Annotated in this window: 20 protein-coding genes; 15 read left to right on the top strand and 5 right to left on the bottom strand. The window is 71.7% G+C overall.

The genetic code is table 11. The annotated features are described in order from the left end of the window. Positions 1-972, bottom strand: coding sequence for an ATP-binding cassette domain-containing protein (locus O7626_RS05595; protein ID WP_278059915.1), 972 nt, complete (start codon positions 970-972; stop codon positions 1-3). Positions 973-1,363: 391 nt separating this feature from the next. Here O7626_RS05595 and O7626_RS05590 point away from each other — a divergent pair, with 391 nt between their 5' ends. Continuing rightward, positions 1,364-3,049, top strand: coding sequence for a DUF6020 family protein (locus tag O7626_RS05590; RefSeq protein ID WP_278059913.1), 1,686 nt, complete (start codon positions 1,364-1,366; stop codon positions 3,047-3,049). Between the two features lie 46 nt (positions 3,050-3,095). Here the strand turns inward: O7626_RS05590 and O7626_RS05585 are convergent, their stop codons facing one another. Then, entirely contained in the window at positions 3,096-4,718 is a 1,623-nt protein-coding gene (locus tag O7626_RS05585) for an acetolactate synthase (protein WP_278059911.1), read from the bottom strand. Between the two features lie 202 nt (positions 4,719-4,920). Then, complete coding sequence (locus tag O7626_RS05580) at positions 4,921-5,694, bottom strand: enoyl-CoA hydratase-related protein (RefSeq protein ID WP_278059909.1); 774 nt, start codon at positions 5,692-5,694, stop codon at positions 4,921-4,923. Between the two features lie 144 nt (positions 5,695-5,838). Here O7626_RS05580 and O7626_RS05575 point away from each other — a divergent pair, with 144 nt between their 5' ends. The 6 genes from O7626_RS05575 (at position 5,839) to O7626_RS05550 (ending at position 10,118) form a co-directional block, all read left to right on the top strand. Then, positions 5,839-6,324 (top strand): DUF6232 family protein, encoded by a 486-nt coding sequence (locus O7626_RS05575; protein ID WP_278059907.1) that lies wholly within the window; start codon positions 5,839-5,841, stop codon positions 6,322-6,324. Between the two features lie 172 nt (positions 6,325-6,496). After that, positions 6,497-7,018 (top strand): hypothetical protein, encoded by a 522-nt coding sequence (locus O7626_RS05570; protein ID WP_278059905.1) that lies wholly within the window; start codon positions 6,497-6,499, stop codon positions 7,016-7,018. Next, positions 6,981-7,814 carry a hypothetical protein gene (locus O7626_RS05565; RefSeq protein ID WP_278059903.1) on the top strand — a complete coding sequence of 278 codons (834 nt, stop codon included), beginning with the start codon at positions 6,981-6,983 and terminating at the stop codon, positions 7,812-7,814. Before O7626_RS05570 ends, O7626_RS05565 begins: the two co-directional genes overlap by 38 nt. Before the next feature lie 156 nt (positions 7,815-7,970). Beyond that, a complete protein-coding gene (locus O7626_RS05560) occupies positions 7,971-8,627 on the top strand; it encodes a hypothetical protein (RefSeq protein ID WP_278059901.1) in 657 nt (218 codons plus the stop codon). A 390-nt stretch (positions 8,628-9,017) separates the two neighbouring features. Continuing rightward, positions 9,018-9,563 (top strand): transposase, encoded by a 546-nt coding sequence (locus tag O7626_RS05555; RefSeq protein WP_278059899.1) that lies wholly within the window; start codon positions 9,018-9,020, stop codon positions 9,561-9,563. 9 nt (positions 9,564-9,572) lie between these two features. Beyond that, the gene (locus O7626_RS05550) at positions 9,573-10,118 is read left to right on the top strand and encodes a DUF3800 domain-containing protein (RefSeq protein ID WP_278059897.1); all 546 of its coding nucleotides are present in this window, start codon (positions 9,573-9,575) and stop codon (positions 10,116-10,118) included. A gap of 131 nt (positions 10,119-10,249) precedes the next feature. Here O7626_RS05550 and O7626_RS05545 read toward each other — a convergent pair whose 3' ends face one another. Further along, a complete protein-coding gene (locus tag O7626_RS05545; RefSeq protein ID WP_278059895.1) occupies positions 10,250-10,492 on the bottom strand; it encodes a hypothetical protein in 243 nt (80 codons plus the stop codon). Between the two features lie 103 nt (positions 10,493-10,595). Between O7626_RS05545 and O7626_RS05540 the strand changes: the two genes are divergently transcribed. From O7626_RS05540 to O7626_RS05530, 3 genes are all read left to right on the top strand, one after another. After that, positions 10,596-11,246, top strand: a complete 651-nt coding sequence (locus O7626_RS05540) for a hypothetical protein (RefSeq protein WP_278059894.1) — start codon at positions 10,596-10,598, stop codon at positions 11,244-11,246. Positions 11,247-11,968: 722 nt separating this feature from the next. After that, positions 11,969-12,520, top strand: coding sequence for an RNA polymerase sigma factor (locus O7626_RS05535; RefSeq protein WP_278059892.1), 552 nt, complete (start codon positions 11,969-11,971; stop codon positions 12,518-12,520). After that, a complete protein-coding gene (locus O7626_RS05530) occupies positions 12,517-13,278 on the top strand; it encodes a hypothetical protein (RefSeq protein ID WP_278059890.1) in 762 nt (253 codons plus the stop codon). The genes O7626_RS05535 and O7626_RS05530 overlap by 4 nt, the downstream gene beginning before the upstream one ends. A gap of 103 nt (positions 13,279-13,381) precedes the next feature. Here the strand turns inward: O7626_RS05530 and O7626_RS05525 are convergent, their stop codons facing one another. Beyond that, positions 13,382-13,657 carry a TIGR02391 family protein gene (locus O7626_RS05525; RefSeq protein ID WP_278059888.1) on the bottom strand — a complete coding sequence of 92 codons (276 nt, stop codon included), beginning with the start codon at positions 13,655-13,657 and terminating at the stop codon, positions 13,382-13,384. Between the two features lie 4 nt (positions 13,658-13,661). On the opposite strand from O7626_RS05525, the gene O7626_RS05520 reads away from it, so the two are divergent. The 5 genes from O7626_RS05520 (at position 13,662) to O7626_RS05500 (ending at position 18,515) form a co-directional block, all read left to right on the top strand. Next, positions 13,662-14,501 (top strand): hypothetical protein, encoded by an 840-nt coding sequence (locus O7626_RS05520; RefSeq protein WP_278059886.1) that lies wholly within the window; start codon positions 13,662-13,664, stop codon positions 14,499-14,501. Positions 14,502-14,613: 112 nt separating this feature from the next. After that, on the top strand, positions 14,614-15,096 hold the full coding sequence (locus tag O7626_RS05515) for a DUF6232 family protein (RefSeq protein ID WP_278059884.1): 483 nt from the start codon (positions 14,614-14,616) through the stop codon (positions 15,094-15,096). Positions 15,097-15,268: 172 nt separating this feature from the next. After that, the gene (locus O7626_RS05510) at positions 15,269-16,588 is read left to right on the top strand and encodes an ABC transporter substrate-binding protein (protein WP_278059882.1); all 1,320 of its coding nucleotides are present in this window, start codon (positions 15,269-15,271) and stop codon (positions 16,586-16,588) included. 17 nt (positions 16,589-16,605) lie between these two features. Beyond that, positions 16,606-17,586: a sugar ABC transporter permease gene (locus tag O7626_RS05505; protein WP_278059880.1), complete on the top strand. Its 981-nt coding sequence runs from the start codon at positions 16,606-16,608 to the stop codon at positions 17,584-17,586. A gap of 89 nt (positions 17,587-17,675) precedes the next feature. Then, complete coding sequence (locus tag O7626_RS05500) at positions 17,676-18,515, top strand: carbohydrate ABC transporter permease (protein WP_278059878.1); 840 nt, start codon at positions 17,676-17,678, stop codon at positions 18,513-18,515. Positions 18,516-18,689: the final 174 nt, after the last annotated feature.

Below are 18,689 nucleotides of genomic sequence, written 5' to 3'. Positions count from 1 at the left end.
TCACGCCGGTACCTCCGCCCGCTCGGTCCCGTCCTCGGTGTCCTCGGCCCGGTGCCCGGTCAGCGACAGGAACACCTCGTCCAGGCTCGCACCGCGCAGCGCGAGTTCGGCGACGGTGACCCCGGCCTCGTCGAGCCGGCGCACCACCACGGGCAGCACGTCCCCGTCGCTGACCGGCACGGTCACGGTCTGCTGGTTGCGCTCCGGCTCGGCACCCGCCACCTCCCGCAGCACGCCGACCACCACCGCCAGGTCGGCGGGCTCGGCCGGGCGGACCACCAGCGCCTGCCCGCCGACCTTCGCCTTCAACTCCTCCGACGAGCCCTGGGCGATCACCCGGCCGTGGTCGATCACCGCGATCTCGTCGGCGAGTTGGTCCGCCTCCTCCAGGTACTGCGTGGTGAGCAGCACGGTCACCCCCGAACCGACCAGGTCCCGGACGATGCCCCAGAGTTCGGTACGGCTGCGCGGGTCCAGCCCGGTGGTGGGTTCGTCGAGGAAGAGCACCCGGGGTCGGCCGACCAGGCTCGCGGCCAGGTCCAACCGCCGCCGCATCCCGCCGGAGTACGTCTTCGCCGCCCGGTCCGCCGCGTCGGAGAGGTGGAACTCGGCCAGCAGCCGCCGGGCGCGGTGCCGGGCGTCGGCCCGGGAAAGCCCGAGCAGCCGGCCGATCAGCAGCAGGTTCTCGGCACCGGTGAGCGTCTCGTCGACCGACGCGTACTGACCGGTCAGTCCGATCATCTGGCGCACCTGGTGCGCCTGACCGAGTACGTCGTACCCGCCGACGGTGGCGGCACCGGCGTCGGGTCGGAGCAGGGTGGCGAGGATTCGTACCGCGGTGGTCTTGCCGGCCCCGTTCGGGCCGAGCAGCCCGAAGACGGTGCCGGACCGCACCGCCAGATCCACTCCGGCCAGCGCGGTGGTCTCGCCGAAGCGTCTGACCAGCCCGTCGGCCCGGATGGCGTAATCCATGGATGTTCTCCCGTCGGTTCTCGTCGTGCACCCACCCTGCCCAACGGCGCTGAGCCGGGGCTGACACCGGCCGCCGCGCGCTGACATCCCGCTGACATGGCCGATGACGCGACCGTTCCACTCGACCGACGGGCCGGCGCGGAGGGCAACCGGCCGGCGCGGGGCGGTGTGGAGTCCGCTGTTCCCGGGACCTGTGCGCGGCGGCGGTCGTAGCATGGCCGAAACCGGTGCCACCACCCTCGCACCGCTGGTCGGCGCGGTCGCGCGCCCGGGGCGAAGGACGACAGGAATGGCACACGGGGTGGTGGCCGGACCGGCATGCCCGGCGGACGCGTCGGCGGAACCCGCCGGCCGCCGGCCCCGGGGGCGGGGTTGGCCACGGGGGCGATCGGTGAGCCTCGGTGTGCTGACCTTCGGGCTGGCCCAGGCGGTCCTGCTGTTCTGGTGGGCCGCCCGCTATCCCGGGTTGTTCAGCCCGGACTCGCTCGACCACGTCTGGCAGGCCACCACCGGCAACTGGAACACCCACCATCCGATCAGCTACACCGCCCTGGTCTGGCTGTCGGTGGAGCTCACCGGCGGGATCGGTGCGCTGACCCTGGCCCAGACCACCGCCCTGGCGGCCGGATTGGCGTACGCGGTCACCGGCCTGCTCCGGCTCGGCGGCCCGGCCTGGGGCTGGACCACCGCGGCGGTGGTGGTCGTCGCGCTGCCCCCGGTCGGCACGTTCGCGGTCTGCGTCTGGAAGGACGTGCCGTTCGTCGTCTGCCACGTCCTGCTGCTCGGCACGGTGGCCCGGCTGCTGGCCCACCGCCGCCCGCACGCCGCCGGCGGCCGGTGGGAGGCCAGGAACGGTCCCGTCGAGGTACGGCCGGACCGGCGACGCCGGCTCCCCCGGGACCTGCTCGCCGCCCTGGTCGCCGAGCTGACCCTGGTCTGCCTGTTCCGGCAGAACGGCTTCGTGGTGGTCGCGATCGTCACCGTGCTGCTGGCCCTGCTGCTGCGGCGCGGGGCGGTGATCCGGCTGCTGCTCGCCGGGGTACTGGCCGGCACGGTCGCCCTGCTGACCAACTGGGCCCTGCTACCGGCCCTCGGGGTACGCGACAGCGAGTCCATCGTGGCCTACGAGGCGATGATCGCCGACCTGGCGGTCGGGTACGCCAAGCACCCGGCCGAGTTCTCCGCCGCCGACCTGGCCCTGCTGACGAGGCTGGCGCCACCGGCCCACTGGCGGCAGTCGGCGGACTGCTACACCGTCGACTCCACCGTCTACCACCCGGACTTCGACCGTGCGGCGGCCGCCGCGCACACCGACGAACTGCTGTCCGCCTGGTGGCGGCTGGTCCGCAGGTCTCCGCAGACCGTGCTGGACGCCCGGCTGTGCCGGGGCTCGATCGCCTGGCGGCCCACTCCGGCCGGCGGGTTGCGGGCCAACCCGACCGCCTGGGCGCTGCCGATCTACCTCGAACGTGATCCGAGATTCCAGCGGCCGGAGGTGCTCGCCGTCGCGTACAGCCGGCCACTCGGCGAACGGACCGCTGAGGTGGCGGACCTGCTCGCCAGCCGGGTCGGCCAGCCCGAGTGGTTGCTGTGGCGGGGCGCCACCTGGGCCTATCTGGCGTACCTGACGGTCGGGCTGCTGGCCTGGCGTCGGCGCAACCCGGCCCTGCTGGGGCTGGCCGCGCTCAGCCTCGGCAACCAGCTCTCGGTACTTGCCGTCAACAACGCGCAGGCCGCCCGTTACATGGCGGCCCCGTACGTCCTCGGCGTACTGCTGCTGCCGCTGCTCGGTGCCCGCGACCCGGACCGCCCCGGCGTGGCAACGGGCCGAAACGCGGGCCGGGCATCCGACGACCGGGCGGAGCGGGGCGGGCATCCGCCGTTGCAGGTCACCGAGCTGACCGTGGTGGCCGGACCCGCGGTCGCCGGGCCGTCCGCGCAACCGGACCCGGCCCGCCGGCCCGACCTGGCGGGCCGAGTAGACGGGGCCGAGCCGCCCGCGCCACCGTTCGGGCCGGCCGACTGGTGGGTCGACCCCAGCCAGCGACCTGTCGACCGTCGGCGGACCGCCGGTTAGCCGGTACCCACGGATCAGCCGGTATCCACGGACCGTTCCCGCAGGGTCAGGCGAGGTTGGACGAGCGCGGGTAGGCGTCGGCGGGGTCGGTCAGCACGTTGACCAGGTACGGCACGCCGGAGTCGAAGGCCCGTTCCAGGGCCGGCCCGAGGTCGGCGGCCTTCGCCACCGTCTCACCGGCACCGCCGAGCGCGGTCACCACCTGGTCGTAGCGCAGCTCGGGCTGGAGGTCGGCGGCGACGTCGTAGCCGTACATGCCGCGCATCGGGTGCTTCTCCAGGCCCCAGATGCCGTTGTTGCCGACCACGATCACCACGGGCAGCTTCTGCCGGACCAGCGACTCGACGTCCATCAGCGAGAAGCCGGCCGCACCGTCGCCCATCAGCACGCAGATCTGCCGGTCCGGGTAGCTGACCCGGGCCCCCATCGCGTAGCCCATGCCGGTGCCGAGGCAGCCGTACGGGCCGGGGTCGAGCCAGGTGCCGGGCTGGGCGGGTTCCAGGTAGCGCCCGGCGTACGAGACGAAGTCGCCGCCGTCGCCGATGGTGACCGCGTCCGGGGCGAGGACCCGGCGCAACTCGCCGTAGACCCGGGCCGGCTTGATCGGGTCGCTCTCCGCCGCCATCGCCGCCGCGTCCTTGGCCCGGGCGGCCTCCTCGGCGGTACGCAGCCCGTCGATCCACGACTCGTGGTCGGCCCGTTCGCCGGAGTGGTCGGCGAAGGCGGTAAGGATCAGCCGCAGGTCGCCGGCCGGGCTGACGGCCGGCTCGACGTGCCCGGCCCGCTGGCTCGGCGCGTCCACCACGTGCACCACGGTGGCGTCGCCGAAGTCGCCGAACCCGAGCCGGAAGTCCAGCGGGGTGCCGACCACCACGACCAGGTCGGCGCCGCCGAGCGCCGCCCGGCGGGCCTTGGCGAAGCCGAGCGGATGGCCGGGCGGCAGGGCGCCCCGGCCCATCCCGTTGGTGAAGACGGGTACCCGGAGCGCCTCGGCGGCGGCCCGCAGCGCCTCGACGGCGTTTCCGGCGTACACGTCGGAACCGGCGATGATCACCGGGCGTTCGGCTCCGGCGATCAGCCCGACCGCCTTCGCCACGTCGTCCGGGTCCGGTTCGAGCGGCGTGATCTCCGGCCCGGCCGGCGGCTCGACGTCACCCGTGGAGAAGATCACCTCCAGCGGCAGGTCCAGGAAGGCCGGGCCCCGGTGCGGGGTCAGCGCGGCGGTCAGCGCCCCGGCGACCGCACCCGGCACGTCGTCGGTCGACCAGACCGTGCCGGCGTGCTTGGTGACCGGTGCGACCAGCGGCACGTGGTCGATCTCCTGGAGGCTGCCCGCCCCCCACCGGAAGGCCGGGGCGCGACCGCCGAGCACCAGCACCGGAGAGGCGTTGAAATACGCACTGGTCAGCCCGGAGATCCCGTTGGTGACCCCGGGCCCGGCGGTGAGGACGGCCAGCCCCGGCCGGCGCTGCAACTTGGCGACCGCCTCGGCGGCGAAGACCGCCGACTGCTCGTGCCGGACGTCGTAGATCGGAAAGTCGGTACGGTGCGCCGCGTCGTACAGCGGGAAGACGTGCCCGCCGGAGAGGGTGAACATCTCCCGCACCCCGTACGCCCGCAGGGCCGCCAGGGCCAGGTCGCCGCCGTGTCCTTCGATCCGTTCCGTCATCGCCGCTCCTGAGGTGTGCCGGTCTGCCGGGTCTGCCAGCCTGCCGGATCTGCCCGGTCTGCCGAACCTGCCAGCCTGCCGGGTCTGCCGAATCTGCCGCTCGTCCGCCGTGGTCCCTGCGAGGTTACCGGCCAGTCGGATAGAGCGTGAGTGACACTCACCTGTCCCGGACGGTGTCGCGCCGAGCCTTCCCGGGACGACGTCACCGGCCGGTGAAGTCGGGACGGCGCTTCTCGACGAAGGCGGCCATCCCCTCCCGCCGGTCGTCGGTGGCGAAGAGCGCGGCGAAGAGCTGGCTCTCCCAGGCCAGTCCGGAGGCGAGGTCCATCTCCGACCCGCCGTCGACGGCCAGCTTCGCCGCCCGCAACGCCTGGGCCGGCCCGGTCAGGTACGGCCGGACCAGGGCCACCGCCTCGGCGTACACCTGGCCGGCCGGGACCACCCGGTCGGCGAGGCCGATCCGGAGCGCCTCGGCGGCGTCGACCATCCGCCCGGACATGATCAGATCCTTGGCCCGGGCCGGTCCGACCAGTCGGGCGAGCCGCTGGGTGCCACCGGCACCGGGGATGATGCCGAGCTTGATCTCCGGCTGGCCGAGTTTCGCGTCCTCGGCGACCACCCGCCAGTCACAGGCCAGCGCGAGTTCACAGCCGCCGCCGAGGGCGTATCCGGTGATCGCCGCGACCACCGGCTTCGGGATCCGGGCGAGCGCGCCGAGCGCGCTGGAGAGGTCGGCGGCCCGCTGCGCCATGTCGACGTACGACATGTCGGCCATCTCCTTGATGTCCGCGCCGGCCGCGAAGACCTTCTCCCCGCCGTACAGGATGACCGCGCGGACGCCGGGATCGGCGGAGACCGCGGCGGCGGCGGCGCGCAACTCCTCCTGTAGCTGGGTGTTCAGGGCGTTCATCGGCGGTCGCTCCAGCCAAATCGTGCCGATGCCCTCGTTGGTCTCCACCCGGACGAAGTCGCCCACAGCCCACCTCCACGTCGAAGTCGCGAGGCTCACCCTAACGGGCGTTCGTGCAGGCCCGGCAGGTCGGTGTGGATTCCCGACGACCCCGGCGGGGTACGTTTACGGATACCCTGAGCAGGTCCGACCGGCCGAGGTGGAACGGCGATGACCACGTACTACGACGACCGCACGATCCGGATCACCTCGGAGGCGATCCGGGTGGACGGCCGGGCCTACCCGCTGGTCGAGGTGGCCCGGGTCTGGCACGTCCGGGGCGCCCGGTCGTGGGGCACCCTCGCCGGCCGGGGCGCGCTGCTGGCCGGGCTCGCCGGCCCGCTGCTCGCCGCCGCGGTCGGCATCCTGATCGCGGTACGCCTGCACACCTCGGTCACCGCCACCATCGCGATCGTCGGCGCCTCCGTCCTGGTCGGGCTCGCCGCCGCCCCGGTCGCCGATTTCCTGCTGGAGCACGTCGACCGCACCTACACCCGCGGCGCGCACCGGCTGGAGATCTGGGCGCAGTGGCGCGGCAGGCCGGTCCGGCTGCTCAGCACCGGCGACGCGCTGCGGTTCGGTCAGGTCTACCGGGCGCTGGAACGCGCCGTCGAGCAGACCAGCGCCGCCGGAGCCACCGCCGGCCGCAACCGCTGAACGGCCGCCGGCACCCGAACCCGACCGGGCCGTCCGCGCACATCACCTGGAGTGTCGTACCCGTCTCGTAACGTGCCCGCCATGCCGAGTGCCGAGCACGAGTCCCCGGTCGCCCTGGCCAAGCTCGACCCGAGCCTGGTGACCTGGCTGCTCACGCACGTGTTCAACTGAGGTGCTGTTCGGGCTCGCCGAGCAGCCCGACCGGGCCGGCCGGTCGGTGGTAGCCCGGTCTGCGGTGGAGGCGATCGCGCTGGCCGAGCGTGGCGACGGTGCGCCGCTGGCGGTGGCCGCGTGCGGGCCGGCCCTGACCGGGCCGCAGGTCGCGGCGCTCACCGCGCAGGCGGATCCGGCGGCCGGCGTCGCCGTGGTCGTCGACGAGGACGGCAGCGCCGACGGGCGGCGGTCTGCGGCGCGGGCCTTCCATGTGCTCGATCCGGCGGTGACCCGGCACCCGGACCGTCCCGGGCCGGTGTTGGCCATCACCCCGGACGGTGCGGACACCTGGCCGCTGGTCGAGGTCGTGGTCACCGGCCGGGTGGACTGGGCCGCCGGCACCTTCACCACGGCGGCGGGCCGGGAGGTCGCCGCCCAGTCGGTCCGCGCCATGCTGCACGGGCAGCCGGACGAGATCGCCGAGCCGTTGGCAGCCGTCGTTCGTGCCCCGGGGGCAGGAGGACCTGGCGCCCCGGGGTGAGGTGGCCCGGCTCAATGCGAACCTGGCGGCGCTGCGTACCCTGCGCACGCTCCAGGCCGAGGACCGGCCGGCGACCGTCGAGGAGCAGGCGGTGCTGGCCCGCTGGTCGGGTTGGGGAGCGGTGCCCGGGGTGTTCGAGGGCCGCGCCGACCACCGCGACCACGCCCGGTTCGAGGCGGCCCGGGAGCAGCTCCGGCAGTTGCTCGACGAGCGGGAGTACGCGGCGGCCGAGCGCAACACGTTGAACGCGCACTACACCGCCGCGGCGTACGTCCGGGCCATCTGGGACGCGGTCCGCGGCCTCGGGTTCGCCGGCGGTGACGTGCTGGAACCCGGCTGCGGGTCGGGCACGTTCATCGGTCTGGCGCCCGACGGCGCCCGGCTGACCGGGGTGGAGGTGGAGCCGGTCACGGCCGGGATCGCCGCCGCGCTCTACCCGCACGCCACCATCCGCACCGAGTCGTTTCGCGGACACCCGCGCGCCGGCCGCCACGTTCGACCTGACGATCAGCAACGTGCCGTTCGGCAGCTTCGCGCTGGCCGACCGGCGGCACAACCCGGGCAAGCACTCGATCCACAACCACTTCCTGATCAAGAGTTTGCACCTGACCAGGCCCGGTGGGCTGGTCGTGGCGCTGACCTCCCGCTACACGATGGACGCCGCGAACCCGGCCGCCCGGCGGGAGATGGCCGCGCTGGCGGACCTGGTGTCGGCGGTGCGGCTGCCAAGCGGCGCGCACGAGGACGCGGCCGGCACCAAGGTCGTCACCGACCTGCTGATCCTGCGCCGCCGTGAGCCGGGCCAGCCGCAGGCGGGGATGGCCTGGGAGCAGACCCAGGAGGTCGACGTCCCCGGCGTCGACACCGTTCACGTCAACGAGCCCAAGCCGCCGCCCGCCAGCACGACGACGTCGCCGCGTTCGCCGGCACCTTCGACAAGGCGCTCACCGCCATGCTCGGCGACCCGGACCAGCCGAGCCTGTCCGTGGCGATCTTCCTCAAGTGCGACGACGCCGACTGGCGCGCGAGCATGTTCAACGCCGCCCGCCACGCCGTCCACGACACCATCCGAGCCACCCCGCCGCCGGCGGCCGGCGCCGGGCCGGCCCCCGCCAGCGCTGACCGGTCCGACCCGGACCCGGCCGCGACACCGACGGTCGTGCTCACCGACGACGAGATCAAGGCCCGGGTACCGACGCTCGCGGCAGCGCTCACCCGCGACGAGCGGGCCTGGCTCAACCAGGCCACCACCCGCCTGTGCGAAGACTCCGACCTCGGCGCCGCCGCGCAGGCCGGCAATCCTGCCAGCTTCGCGGAGGTCTTCGGCCCGGCCATCACAGCGCAACTCGTCAACGCCCCGGCCCGGCTGGCCGCCCTGGCCGTCGACGGTAACGACCTGGTCGACGAACTCCGCGCCGTCATCCAGCACTACGTCTACACCAAGGCGCGCGAGCCCGCACCGGCTAGTGACGCAGCGACCGCCGCCGCAGTGGCGGCCACCGCGTTCCCCTCCACCACCACCGCCGCGCCACCGCCAGCGTCGGCGGCGTCCGCCACGGCGGCAACTCGCGGGCCCGCGCCGGCCGCCGAGCCCGAACCCGCCAGGTAGGGAGTGGGCCAGGTCAGGGAAGGTGCTGCCGCGCCGCTTCCGGTACCTGGGAGTTACCGGCTCGGCACATGAACCCCGACCGCTCCGGCCCCGGACTCTCCTCAAGCTGATCTCGGTGGACTATCTCCCAGGGACAGAACCCGGCCGTGGACACGCCCCGGCGGACAGCCCCTGCGGGAGTTCTTCCCCGCCGCGCTGGAGGCGTTCCACCGCAAGCACATCGGACTGACCAGCATCGAGGCCCGCACAGTCCTCGCTGCCGCACCCACCCCAGGCCAGGCCGCCGCGCTAACCAAGCCCGAGCTGTGCGCCCTGCTCAAGGATGCAGGTCGCCAACGCGGGATCGAGGCATGGGCCGAACGGCTCCTGGGCATCTTCGGCGCCGAACAGTTGCGCCAACCGGCCACGGTCGAAACCGCGTTCGGCCACCAGGCCCGCGCCCTGCTCCTTCAGCTCGATGCTGCCTGCAAGGCCGCCGAGCAGCTCAACGAGGCCACCGATCAGGCATTCGTCGACCACCCCGACGCCGCCATCCTGACCAGCTTCCCCGGCCTCGGCGGGCTGACCGCCGCCCGTGTCCTCGCCGAGATCGGCGATGACCGAACCCGGTTCGCCGACGCCCGAGCCCTGCGCGCCTACGCCGGCTCCGCACCGGTCACCCGCACCTCCGGCAAGAGCCACATCGTCATGCACCGCCGAGTCAAAACCCAACGCCTCGCCGCGACCGGCTACCTCTGGACCTTCGCCGCGCTCACCAAGTCCGACGCCGTACGCGCCCACTACGACCGCCGCCGCCACTCCGGCGACCGCCACGCCGCCGCCCTGCGTAACCTGTTCAACCGCTTCCTATCCCAACTGCACCACTGCCTGGCCAACGGACAGCCCTACACCGAGCACAAGGCATTCCCACCACAAGGCGCGCCCGCAGCGGCCTGAGCCGCGAGATTGGTCGTTGCCTCAGCCGCTGAACAGGTTCCGCCCCGGCTCCGGATCGCGGTCTACAACGCGGCGCTCAAGGCCATCGGCGCCCACGACGTCACGGTCATCCTGCGCGGCGTCGACCGGCACGGCCTCGCCGAGCGGTACCCGACTCCCAAGCCCGCGCACGAGGTCGTGCTGTCGCACGTCCTGGAGCGCGTCGACGCCTACGCCGCCCGCGAGGAGGAGTTGGCCCTGGTGATCGCGGACGAGGTCGACCACCCGGCGCGGCACCGGGCCGACCTGACCCGCTACCGGGTCGACGGCACTGGCGGCTATCGCTCCCGCCGGCTCACCCGGATCGTCGACACGCTGCACTTCGCGCCGAGCCACGCGTCCCGGCTGGTCCAGGCCGCCGACCTGCTGATGTTCCTGTTCCGCCGAATGCAGAGCCCGGTCGACCCGCGCGAAGCGGCGACGAACGAACGGCTGTGGTCCTGGGTGCAGCCGCAGGTCTACCACTCCTGGTGCTGGTCCCCGACCGCTCGACAGATGCACGAAGGGCCCGCGTAAGCGCGGGCCCCAAGGCGGGTGCGGGAACCCCGAAACCGGGCGTCCTGCGCTTCCCAGGGTAGCAGGAGCCCTGCCTGACGGGCACAAAACGCCACGTAGATGACCAGCCGCCTGGAAGGGTCAAGCCTGACTTAACCCCCGGGACTCCGGCCGGGGCTCTCCCTGGCCGGCCGTCCTCGCGACGGCGTCTCGGCGGCGACCGCCTGGATGTGCGGCGCCAACGCCGCGAGCCGGCCAGCCGGGTCCGCCCTGAGTTCCCGCAGCATCGCCTGCACCAGCACGTTGAAGCTCACCCCGGCCTCGTCGGCGGCGTCCTCGCCCGCCTCGGCGTAGACCGGGTTCGGGCGGAAGTTCTTGGTCGGCCATCGGGTCATGCCAACAATCATGGCATATTGGCTTGCCATTTCCTACGGCGAGTGGGACCGTAAATGGCAAGCCAATAATTGCACCGCTCGATCCCCTTCGAGAGGAGTCCCCGTGGCCACTACCACCGCCAAGGACCCCGCCGCCTGGCGTGCCGAGTCGCGGGGCATTCAGCTTCCGGCTGGCTTGTCCGCCTCGAAGCAGGTGAACGGGTGGTTCGTCACGCACACCGCCTGCCGCCTGCCGCTGCACCCGGCCGGTTTCCCGCGCAAGGCCGACCTCGGCCCGGCGCTGCGCGAACTGACCCGGCTCGGCGTGGACTGGGAGCAGCCGGCTGGCCAGGTCCGTACCGCCATCGACCAGGTGCCCGGCGGCAGGGACCGGGTCCGACACATCATGACCTCGCCCGAGCAGCGTGAGCGGCACCGTCGGGTGGCCGCCAACGCCGTTCGGTACCTCCGGGCGCTGGAAGCCGCCGGCGAACAGGTCGTCGAGCACACCTCCCACGGCATCGCCGGCACGACCTACCACATGACCTGCGGGTGCCACCGGGCGTACCGCGTGGAGATCGGCCTCGGGCTGAACCTCGGGGAGCCGGAGGAGAGTCTGCCGTTGCCCTGCGACCGGCACCGGGACCTGGTCATCCCCGCCGCGCCGACGGACATCACCACGATCCACCGGGAGTTGCGCCGGCAGGCGGCCGACGGCGGCGTCGAGCCGGCGCGCACCACGCCGGCCCCGACCGGAGTGGAGGGACAGTCATGACGCTCACCGGCGCTTGAGACCGGTTAGGCGCGCGTATTCGATCGCGGCGAGTTCCTCTGACGCGAGCACTGGCAGCTACGTACGGTGATGGGTCGGAGTGGTCATCCGAGCCATCGTGGCTCGGTCGGCCGCTGTCGGCGTCGTACGGTGGTCTGGACGGACCGGACGAGTCGGCCTTCCTGTGCGTGTCGATGAGCCCTGCGCGGAAAACGCGTACCGCCAGCACTGCTGCTGGCAGTTGGCTGAGCATGCCGGCCACAGTGCGCCGGACCGGTTTCAGCGGCTGCCGAACCTGACAGCGTGGGACGAGCGAGGGTGCGAGGGCCGACCATCTGGCTCGACGAGGGCTTCGCCAGGTTCTCCGAGTGGTCTACGACGAAGAGCGCCATACAGTAGGGCTCCCCGCGTCGCCGAAAGCGTTCGGCACCTCGTGCGCCACCATGCCCGCGCTCGACGTGATGTTGTACGTCTACGACAGCGACGTCGCAGCGCTTTTGGCACTGCGGCATGGTCGGCGACAGGACGTTCTTCCGCATCCTGCCGGGGTGGTGCGCCCGCAACTGCGAGAGCATTGTGACGACCGTCACCTTCGTCCGCTTGGCCGAGAAACGCAGCGTCCGGCAGCTATCGCACCTTCTTCGACGCCTGGTTCCATCAGCCGAGGAGATGGTGAGCGGGCGCACCGCGCGTAAGTTTTCCGGAGTGGCCGGACAGTACGTGGTGTGAGCGAAGACGAACAGCGGTTCGTGGCGATGTGGACCGAGTACGGCCCCCGCGTCATGGCGTACGCGTTGCGACATCTCGACTCCGACGCCGCCCAGGACGTGGTGTCGGAGACGTTCCTGGTGGCCTGGCGCCGGCTGGCGAGCGTTCCGGACGAACCCTTGCCGTGGTTGCTCGTGGTCGCCCGCAACACGATCGGCAACCTGCGCCGGTCCGGGCACCGGCAGGCACGGCTGGCCAAGGAGTTGGAGCGGTTCCGTCAGGTCGCGGAGCCGGCCGCCGCGGCCGACGTGCTCGCCACCGAACGCGCGGCCGTACTGGCCCGGCTGGCGGCACTGACACCCCGGGAGCGGGAGGCGCTGCTGCTGGTCGCCTGGGACGGGCTGACGCCCGGGCAGGCGGCGAAGGTGGCCGGCTGCTCGCTGCCCGCCTTCCACGTACGCCTCTTCCGCGCTCGACGGCGGTTACAGGCCGACTGCGAGGCGGACACGCCGCCGTACACCGACACCACCCCAAGACCACTGCCATTCTCTGGAGGAGGCACCGCATGACCAGGCAGAGCAAACTCACCACCCTCGAAAAGCTGCGGCCGGCGACCACGGTCGACGACCACTGGCCCGCCACCACCCGGGACGCGACGCTGGAGCGCCTGCTGCGGACCGCCACCGACTCGGCACCGCCAGCCCGAGTGCGAACCCGCCGTCGACGGTTGCTGCTCACCGCCGCGCTCACCACCGGGCTGCTCGCGTCGGGCGCAGGCATCGCAACGGCGAGCGGGCTGCTGCCGGACTCGTTCACCGGGCCGCTCTCGTTCTGGGCCAAGGAGACCGGTGGCTCGGTGGACGTCCAGACGGCGCGGCGGGTGGCTCAGGCACCGGGGCCAGACGGCATGGTCCTGTCGGTCTGGTCCGCCCGGAACGAGAACGGCACCATCTGCATCGCGCCGATGTTCGAGCCGCCCGGTCCCCTCGACCGGCCCGCCCCGGCGGACTTCCGGCTGGCCGGCGGGAGCTGTGAACGGGCGTCGGACCGCAACCGCGGCAGCGGCAGCGGGCCCTTCCACAGCACCGGCGGGTCGGCGGATGACCGCGGGATACACACCATGTGGGCCGCCGCCGGCGGCGCGGCCCGGGCCGAGCTGCGGCTGCCCGATGGGACCACCCGGCCGGCACTGCCCGCCGAGGGCCAGTTCTTCTTCTGGTACCTGGCTGACGAGCGCGTCGACCCACCGACGCTCGTCGGCTACGACGCGGCCGGAAGGGTAATGGCCGAGCGGCCCCTACCGGACCTGGACCGGATCGACCGCTGACAGTGGCGGTGCCGGTCAACGAGGCGAACACGGCGGGCGCGGTGTAGCCGCCGACCGCAACCGGGCGTCGGCGGCACCCTGGTCATCGGCCAGGGTGCCGCCGTCAGTCCCCGTCGAGGTCCGCACCTTCACCAGCGACGGGACCCTCGGGGATCTTGCGCAGCAGCCTAAGAAGTAGGTCGGCCAGGAGGACGGTCTCGGCGGCTTCGGTGGGGTCGGAGTAGTCCACGCGGCGATGACTCGATGGGTTCTTGAACAGCCCGATAGCACCTTTGAACAGCTCCATCTGAGCCACCGACTCGCCTGGGTCAAGGTCATCGCGCCAGAGCGGTCCGGCTTGGTCGCTGGGTTCTTTCGGCGGGCGGAATGCCGCCTGCATCAGCGTGAAGGTCCCCGACTACCACCACGCCCGCACGCACGCCACCGACGTACGGGTGCTGGTCCCGCGCGCCTACCACGCGGACGGCATGCTGCTCTACTGCGATTCGGCCGACCGGCCACTGCTCGCCGTGGTGCTGGAGATCCAGCGTCGCTGGGACTCCGCCAAGCGCCGCACCTGGAAGCTCTACGTGGCCCAACTCGAAAGCGAGCTGGACGTCGACGCCGCGCTGCTGGTCTTCTGCCCCGATTCCCGGACCGCCCGCCGCTACCGCGGACTGTTCGAGTTCGGCGGGCTGAGCCTGTCACTGCGGCCGTTCATCTTCACCCCGAACGACGTGCCGCTGGTCGTGGACGTCGAAGTGGCCCGCAGCAACCCGGCCCTGGCCGTGCTCTCGGCCATCTGCCACGGCCAGGACGCCCAGGTGGAAGCCACCTTCCCGGCGTTGATGGAGGCACTTCGCACGGTCGGCCCGAAGGCCGCGATCTTGTATTATGACGTCGTACTGGCCGGACTGCCGACGGCGGCCCGGACTCGCTGGGAGGCCTTCATGACCACCACCGCGGACTACGAATACCGCAGCGAACTGCTGCGTGAACTTGCCGCCCGTCACGAAGAGCAGGGCGAGGCGCGGGGCGAGGCGCGGGGCGAGGCGCGGGGCGAGGCGCGGGGCGAGGCGCGGGGCGAGGCGCGGGCAATCCTGACCGTGCTCGACGGGCGCGGTGTCGCCGTGCCGGCCGAGGCCCGTGAGCGGATCCTCGGCTGCACCGAGCTGGCCCAGCTCGACACCTGGCTCCGTCGCGCCGTCACCGCCACGACCATCGGCGACGTCCTCGGCGGATAGTTCGCCGTCGCCCCTGCTCCGGCCGGGGCGGTGGTTCGCCGTGTCGGGGTGACCCGAATCCGACCATGCGTAACTGTGGCGGGCAGACCACAGGCCGCGCTTTGCTGGAACGGTGACGCTCTATTACCGGGACGACACGGTACGGGTAACCTCCGAGACGATCCACGCGAACGGGCGCACGGTGCCGGTCGCCGAGGTGTCGTACGTCTGGCACGCCCGGGGGCCTGGTACGGCCCGGACCCGGGGCCGGCTCGCTGGACGGGGCGTACTCATCCTCCTGCTGTCGATCCCGCCGCTGGTGGCGATGGTCTGCGTGCTGTCGCTGGCGTACTCGGCCCAGGACCGGGGGCAGTGGCAGCTCGCCGCGATCGTGTTGGCGGCCTGTGTGGTCGGGGTGCTGGCGCTGCTCCCGTTCCTGGAACTGCCGCTCTACTGGCTCGACCGGTCGTACGAGCGGGGCGTCAAGGTGCAAGAGCTGTGGGTGCAATACCGGGGCGGCGAGGTGATGCTGCTGCGCAGCTCGGACGCGCTGCGGTTCGGGCAGATCTACCGGGCGGTCCAGCGGGCCGTCGAGCAGCACGCCCCCGAGGGGTGAGCCGGAGGGCTGAGCCGGAGGGGTGAGCCTCGATGCCGGATCAGGCATCAATCGATCTAAGTTCTTGACCCTCTTCCGCCGATCCTCCTAGTGTTGCCGACAGGTTTCGTGCGCGGATCGGCCGTTGCGAAGCGGTGGTCGGTCACTTCCGCAGCGGCGGCGAGGAGACACGATGGCGACTACACAGCCCGGCCGACCCGTTCCCCCGATGTCCTCCCTCCGCACGCCGGGTCCGCTCAGCCGACGCCGCCTGCTCGGTGCCGCCGGGTCCGCGGCGGGCGCGCTGGCCCTGCCGGCCGGGCTGGCGGCCTGCGAGAAGCCTTCCGAGGGCGGCGGCGGCGGGACGGTGACCTTCGGCTCGAACTACTCCGACGAGGTGCCGAAGAAGGCGATCGCCGAGGTGCTGGCCGGAGCCGGACTCGACGTGAAGATCAACACCGTCGACCACAACACCTTCCAGGAGAACATCACCCGCTATCTCCAGGCGACGCCGGACGACGTCTTCACCTGGTTCTCCGGGTTCCGGATGCAGTACTTCGCCGCGCAGGGGCTGGCCACCGACATCTCCGACCTCTGGCAGTCGATCGGCGGCGACTTCTCGGCCGCGATGAAGCAGGCTTCCACCGGCAGCGACGGCAAGCAGTACTTCGTGCCGTTCTACTACTACCCGTGGGCGGTCTTCTATCGGAAGAGCGTGTTCCAGGAGAAGGGCTACCAGGTCCCGAAGACCTGGGACGACTTCAAGGCGCTGGCCGTTCGGATGCACTCGGACGGAATGATCCCGATCGCCATGGCCGACAAGGACGGCTGGCCCGCGATGGGCACCTTCGACTACATCAACATGCGGGCCAACGGGTACGACTTCCACGTCAGTCTGATGGCCGGCAAGGAGTCCTGGGAGGACGGTCGGGTCAAGCAGGTCTTCTCGCTGTGGCGGGAGCTGTTGCCGCACTGCCAGCCGGGGGCGAACGGGCGGACCTGGCAGGAGGCGGCGCAGTCGCTGGGCCAGAAGCAGACCGGGATGTACCTGCTCGGCATGTTCGTCGGCCAGCAGTTCCAGGGCGAGGTCGCGGCGGACCTGGACTTCTTCCCGTTCCCGCAGATCGTCGAGGCGCACGGACAGGACGCGGTCGAGGCGCCGATCGACGGCTTCATGATCTCCAGCAAGGCGAAGAACGTCGACGGGGCGAAGGAACTGCTCCGCTACCTTGCGAGTGCCAAGGCGCAGGACGCGTACCTGAAGAGCGACCCGAACAACGTCGGCACGCACAACGGCGCCGATGCCGGCGGCTACAGCGCCCTTCAGCGCAAGGCGGTCGAGCTGGTCGGCGGGGCGAAGCAGATCTCCCAGTTCCTCGACCGGGACACCCGGCCGGACTTCGCCAGCACCGTGATGATCCCGTCGTTGCAGAGCTTCCTGAACTCACCTGACGACGTCGACGGGCTGTGTCGACGGATCGAGGCGCAGAAGAAGACCATCTTCGCCTCCTGAAGCGGCTGGCTCCGCCGGTGACCCCGACTCCGATCCCGACGCCGATTCCGACGGCCTCGCCGGTCGAGGCGGGGCGGGCTGGAGACGTACCCGGATCAGCCGGCCGGCGACGACGGCGCCGGATCGGCCGGTTCACCCCGCGCGACATCGCGGTGATCGGGCTGCTGCTCGGCCTGCCGCTGCTGCTGGACCTGGTGCTGATCTGGGGTCCGACGCTGGCCTCGATCGGGCTGTCCTTCACCTCCTGGGACGGGCTCGGCGAGATCCGGCCGGTCGGGCTGGACAACTACGTCAACATCGTCAGCAACTACCCGCCGTTCTGGCCGGCGGTCCGGCACAACCTGCTCTGGCTCGCCTTCCTCGGCCTGGTCGCCACCCCGTTCGGGCTCTTCCTGGCAGTGCTGCTGGACCGGGAGATGCGGTTCACCCGCTTCTACCAGACCGCGTTCTACCTGCCGGTGGTGCTCTCGCTGGCAGTGGTCGGCTTCATCGCCCAGCTCCTCTTCTCCCGCGACTACGGTGCGGCGAACGCGATCCTCGGCCGGACCGACAACCCGGTCGACTGGCTCGGCGACCCGTCGATAAACCTCTGGTCGGTGCTGCTGCTGGTCGGCTGGCGGCACGTCGGGTACGTCATGCTGCTCTACCTGGCCGGGCTGAAGGCCGTCGACCCGACCCTGAAGGAGGCCGCCGCGATCGACGGGGCGAACGAGCCGCAGACCTTCTTCCGGGTGGTCCTGCCGACGCTCCGCCCCGTCAACGTGATCGTGCTGGTGATCACCGTCATCGAGGCGCTGCGGGCGTTCGACATCGTCTACGCGATCAACCGGGGGCGAAATGGCCTTGAGCTGCTCTCGGTGCTGGTCACCGACAACATCGTCGGTGAGGCCAGCCGGATCGGGTACGGGTCGGCGATCGCGGTGATCCTGCTGCTGATCTCGACCGGCTTCATCGCGGTCTACCTGGTGCAGGTCTTCCGGCGGGGGGACGAGGCGTGAACGTCGACCGGGGCGCAACCGGTGCTACCGCTGGTAGGACTGCTGCGGCTGCCGGCAGGCGCGGTCGGCGGCCGGTGGGGCCGTGGCGGGTGGCGATCCGGATCTTCCTCTGGGTGGTGGCGCTCGGCTGGCTCGTCCCGCTGCTGCTGCCGCTCTACGCGTCACTGCGGCCGTACGCCGAGACCGCCGCAGAGGGATACTTCTCGCTGCCGAAGACGCTGAACTTCGACTACTACGTGCAGGCGTGGCAGGGCGGCAACCTGCCCCGGCACTTCCTGAACACGCTGCTGGTGGCCGTACCGGCGGTGCTGTTGACGCTCTTCTTCGCCTCGTTCGTGGCGTTCCTGATCTCGCGGCGCCGGCTGCCGGGGGGCCGGCTGCTGCTGATCCTGTTCACCGCCGGCAACCTGCTGCCGCAGCAGGTGGTGCTGACCCCGCTCTACCTGATGTACACCAAGCTGCCGCTGCCGTGGTGGATGAGCTGGCCGTCGGAACTGGTCTACGACTCGTACTGGGGGATCATCGCGATCCACGTCGCCTTCCAGACCGGGTTCTGCGTCTTCGTGCTGAGCAACTACATGGACACCGTTCCGCGCGAGCTGATCGAGGCGGCGACGGTCGACGGGGCCGGGGTGTGGCGGCAGTACTGGCAGGTGGTGCTGCCGCTGGTCCGGCCGGCCCTCGGCGCGCTCGGCACCCTCGAATTCGCCTGGATCTACAACGACTTCCTCTGGGCGGTGGTGCTGATGTCGACCGGCGACAAGCTGCCGGTGACGAGCGCGCTCAACAATCTGCGGTCGGTCTACTTCACCGACTACAACCTGCTGGCGGCCGGGTCGATCCTGGTGGCGCTGCCGACGCTGATCGTCTTCTTCGTACTGCAACGGCAGTTCGTCGCCGGGTTGACTCTCGGCGCCAACAAGGGTTGACCCGAATCCGACCCTCTCCCGGGGTTGCCGGGCGTCGGCCGCCGCGCTTCGCGGAACGGTAACGCTCTCTTACCGGACGACACGGTACGGGTTACCTCCGAGAGCATCCACGTGAACGGGCGCACCGTGCCGGTCGCCGAGGTGTCGTACCTCTGGCACGCCTGCGGAGCCGGC

Source organism: Micromonospora sp. WMMD1102, assembly GCF_029626265.1.
GTDB lineage: Bacteria > Actinomycetota > Actinomycetes > Mycobacteriales > Micromonosporaceae > Plantactinospora.
The sequence above is the reverse complement of the archived record's forward strand: the minus strand, read 5'-3'. Positions and strand labels throughout refer to the sequence as shown.

Excerpts from the sequence above, each read along its gene's own strand:
- O7626_RS05595 (WP_278059915.1), bottom strand. The coding sequence starts at position 972 with ATGGATTACGCCATCCGGGCCGACGGGCTGGTCAGACGCTTCGGCGAG.
- O7626_RS05585 (WP_278059911.1), bottom strand. The coding sequence starts at position 4,718 with ATGACGGAACGGATCGAAGGACACGGCGGCGACCTGGCCCTGGCGGCC.
- O7626_RS05575 (WP_278059907.1), top strand. The coding sequence starts at position 5,839 with ATGACCACGTACTACGACGACCGCACGATCCGGATCACCTCGGAGGCG.
- O7626_RS05560 (WP_278059901.1), top strand. The coding sequence starts at position 7,971 with ATGCTCGGCGACCCGGACCAGCCGAGCCTGTCCGTGGCGATCTTCCTC.
- O7626_RS05545 (WP_278059895.1), bottom strand. The coding sequence starts at position 10,492 with ATGACCCGATGGCCGACCAAGAACTTCCGCCCGAACCCGGTCTACGCC.
- O7626_RS05530 (WP_278059890.1), top strand. The coding sequence starts at position 12,517 with ATGACCAGGCAGAGCAAACTCACCACCCTCGAAAAGCTGCGGCCGGCG.
- O7626_RS05525 (WP_278059888.1), bottom strand. The coding sequence starts at position 13,657 with ATGCAGGCGGCATTCCGCCCGCCGAAAGAACCCAGCGACCAAGCCGGA.
- O7626_RS05510 (WP_278059882.1), top strand. The coding sequence starts at position 15,269 with ATGGCGACTACACAGCCCGGCCGACCCGTTCCCCCGATGTCCTCCCTC.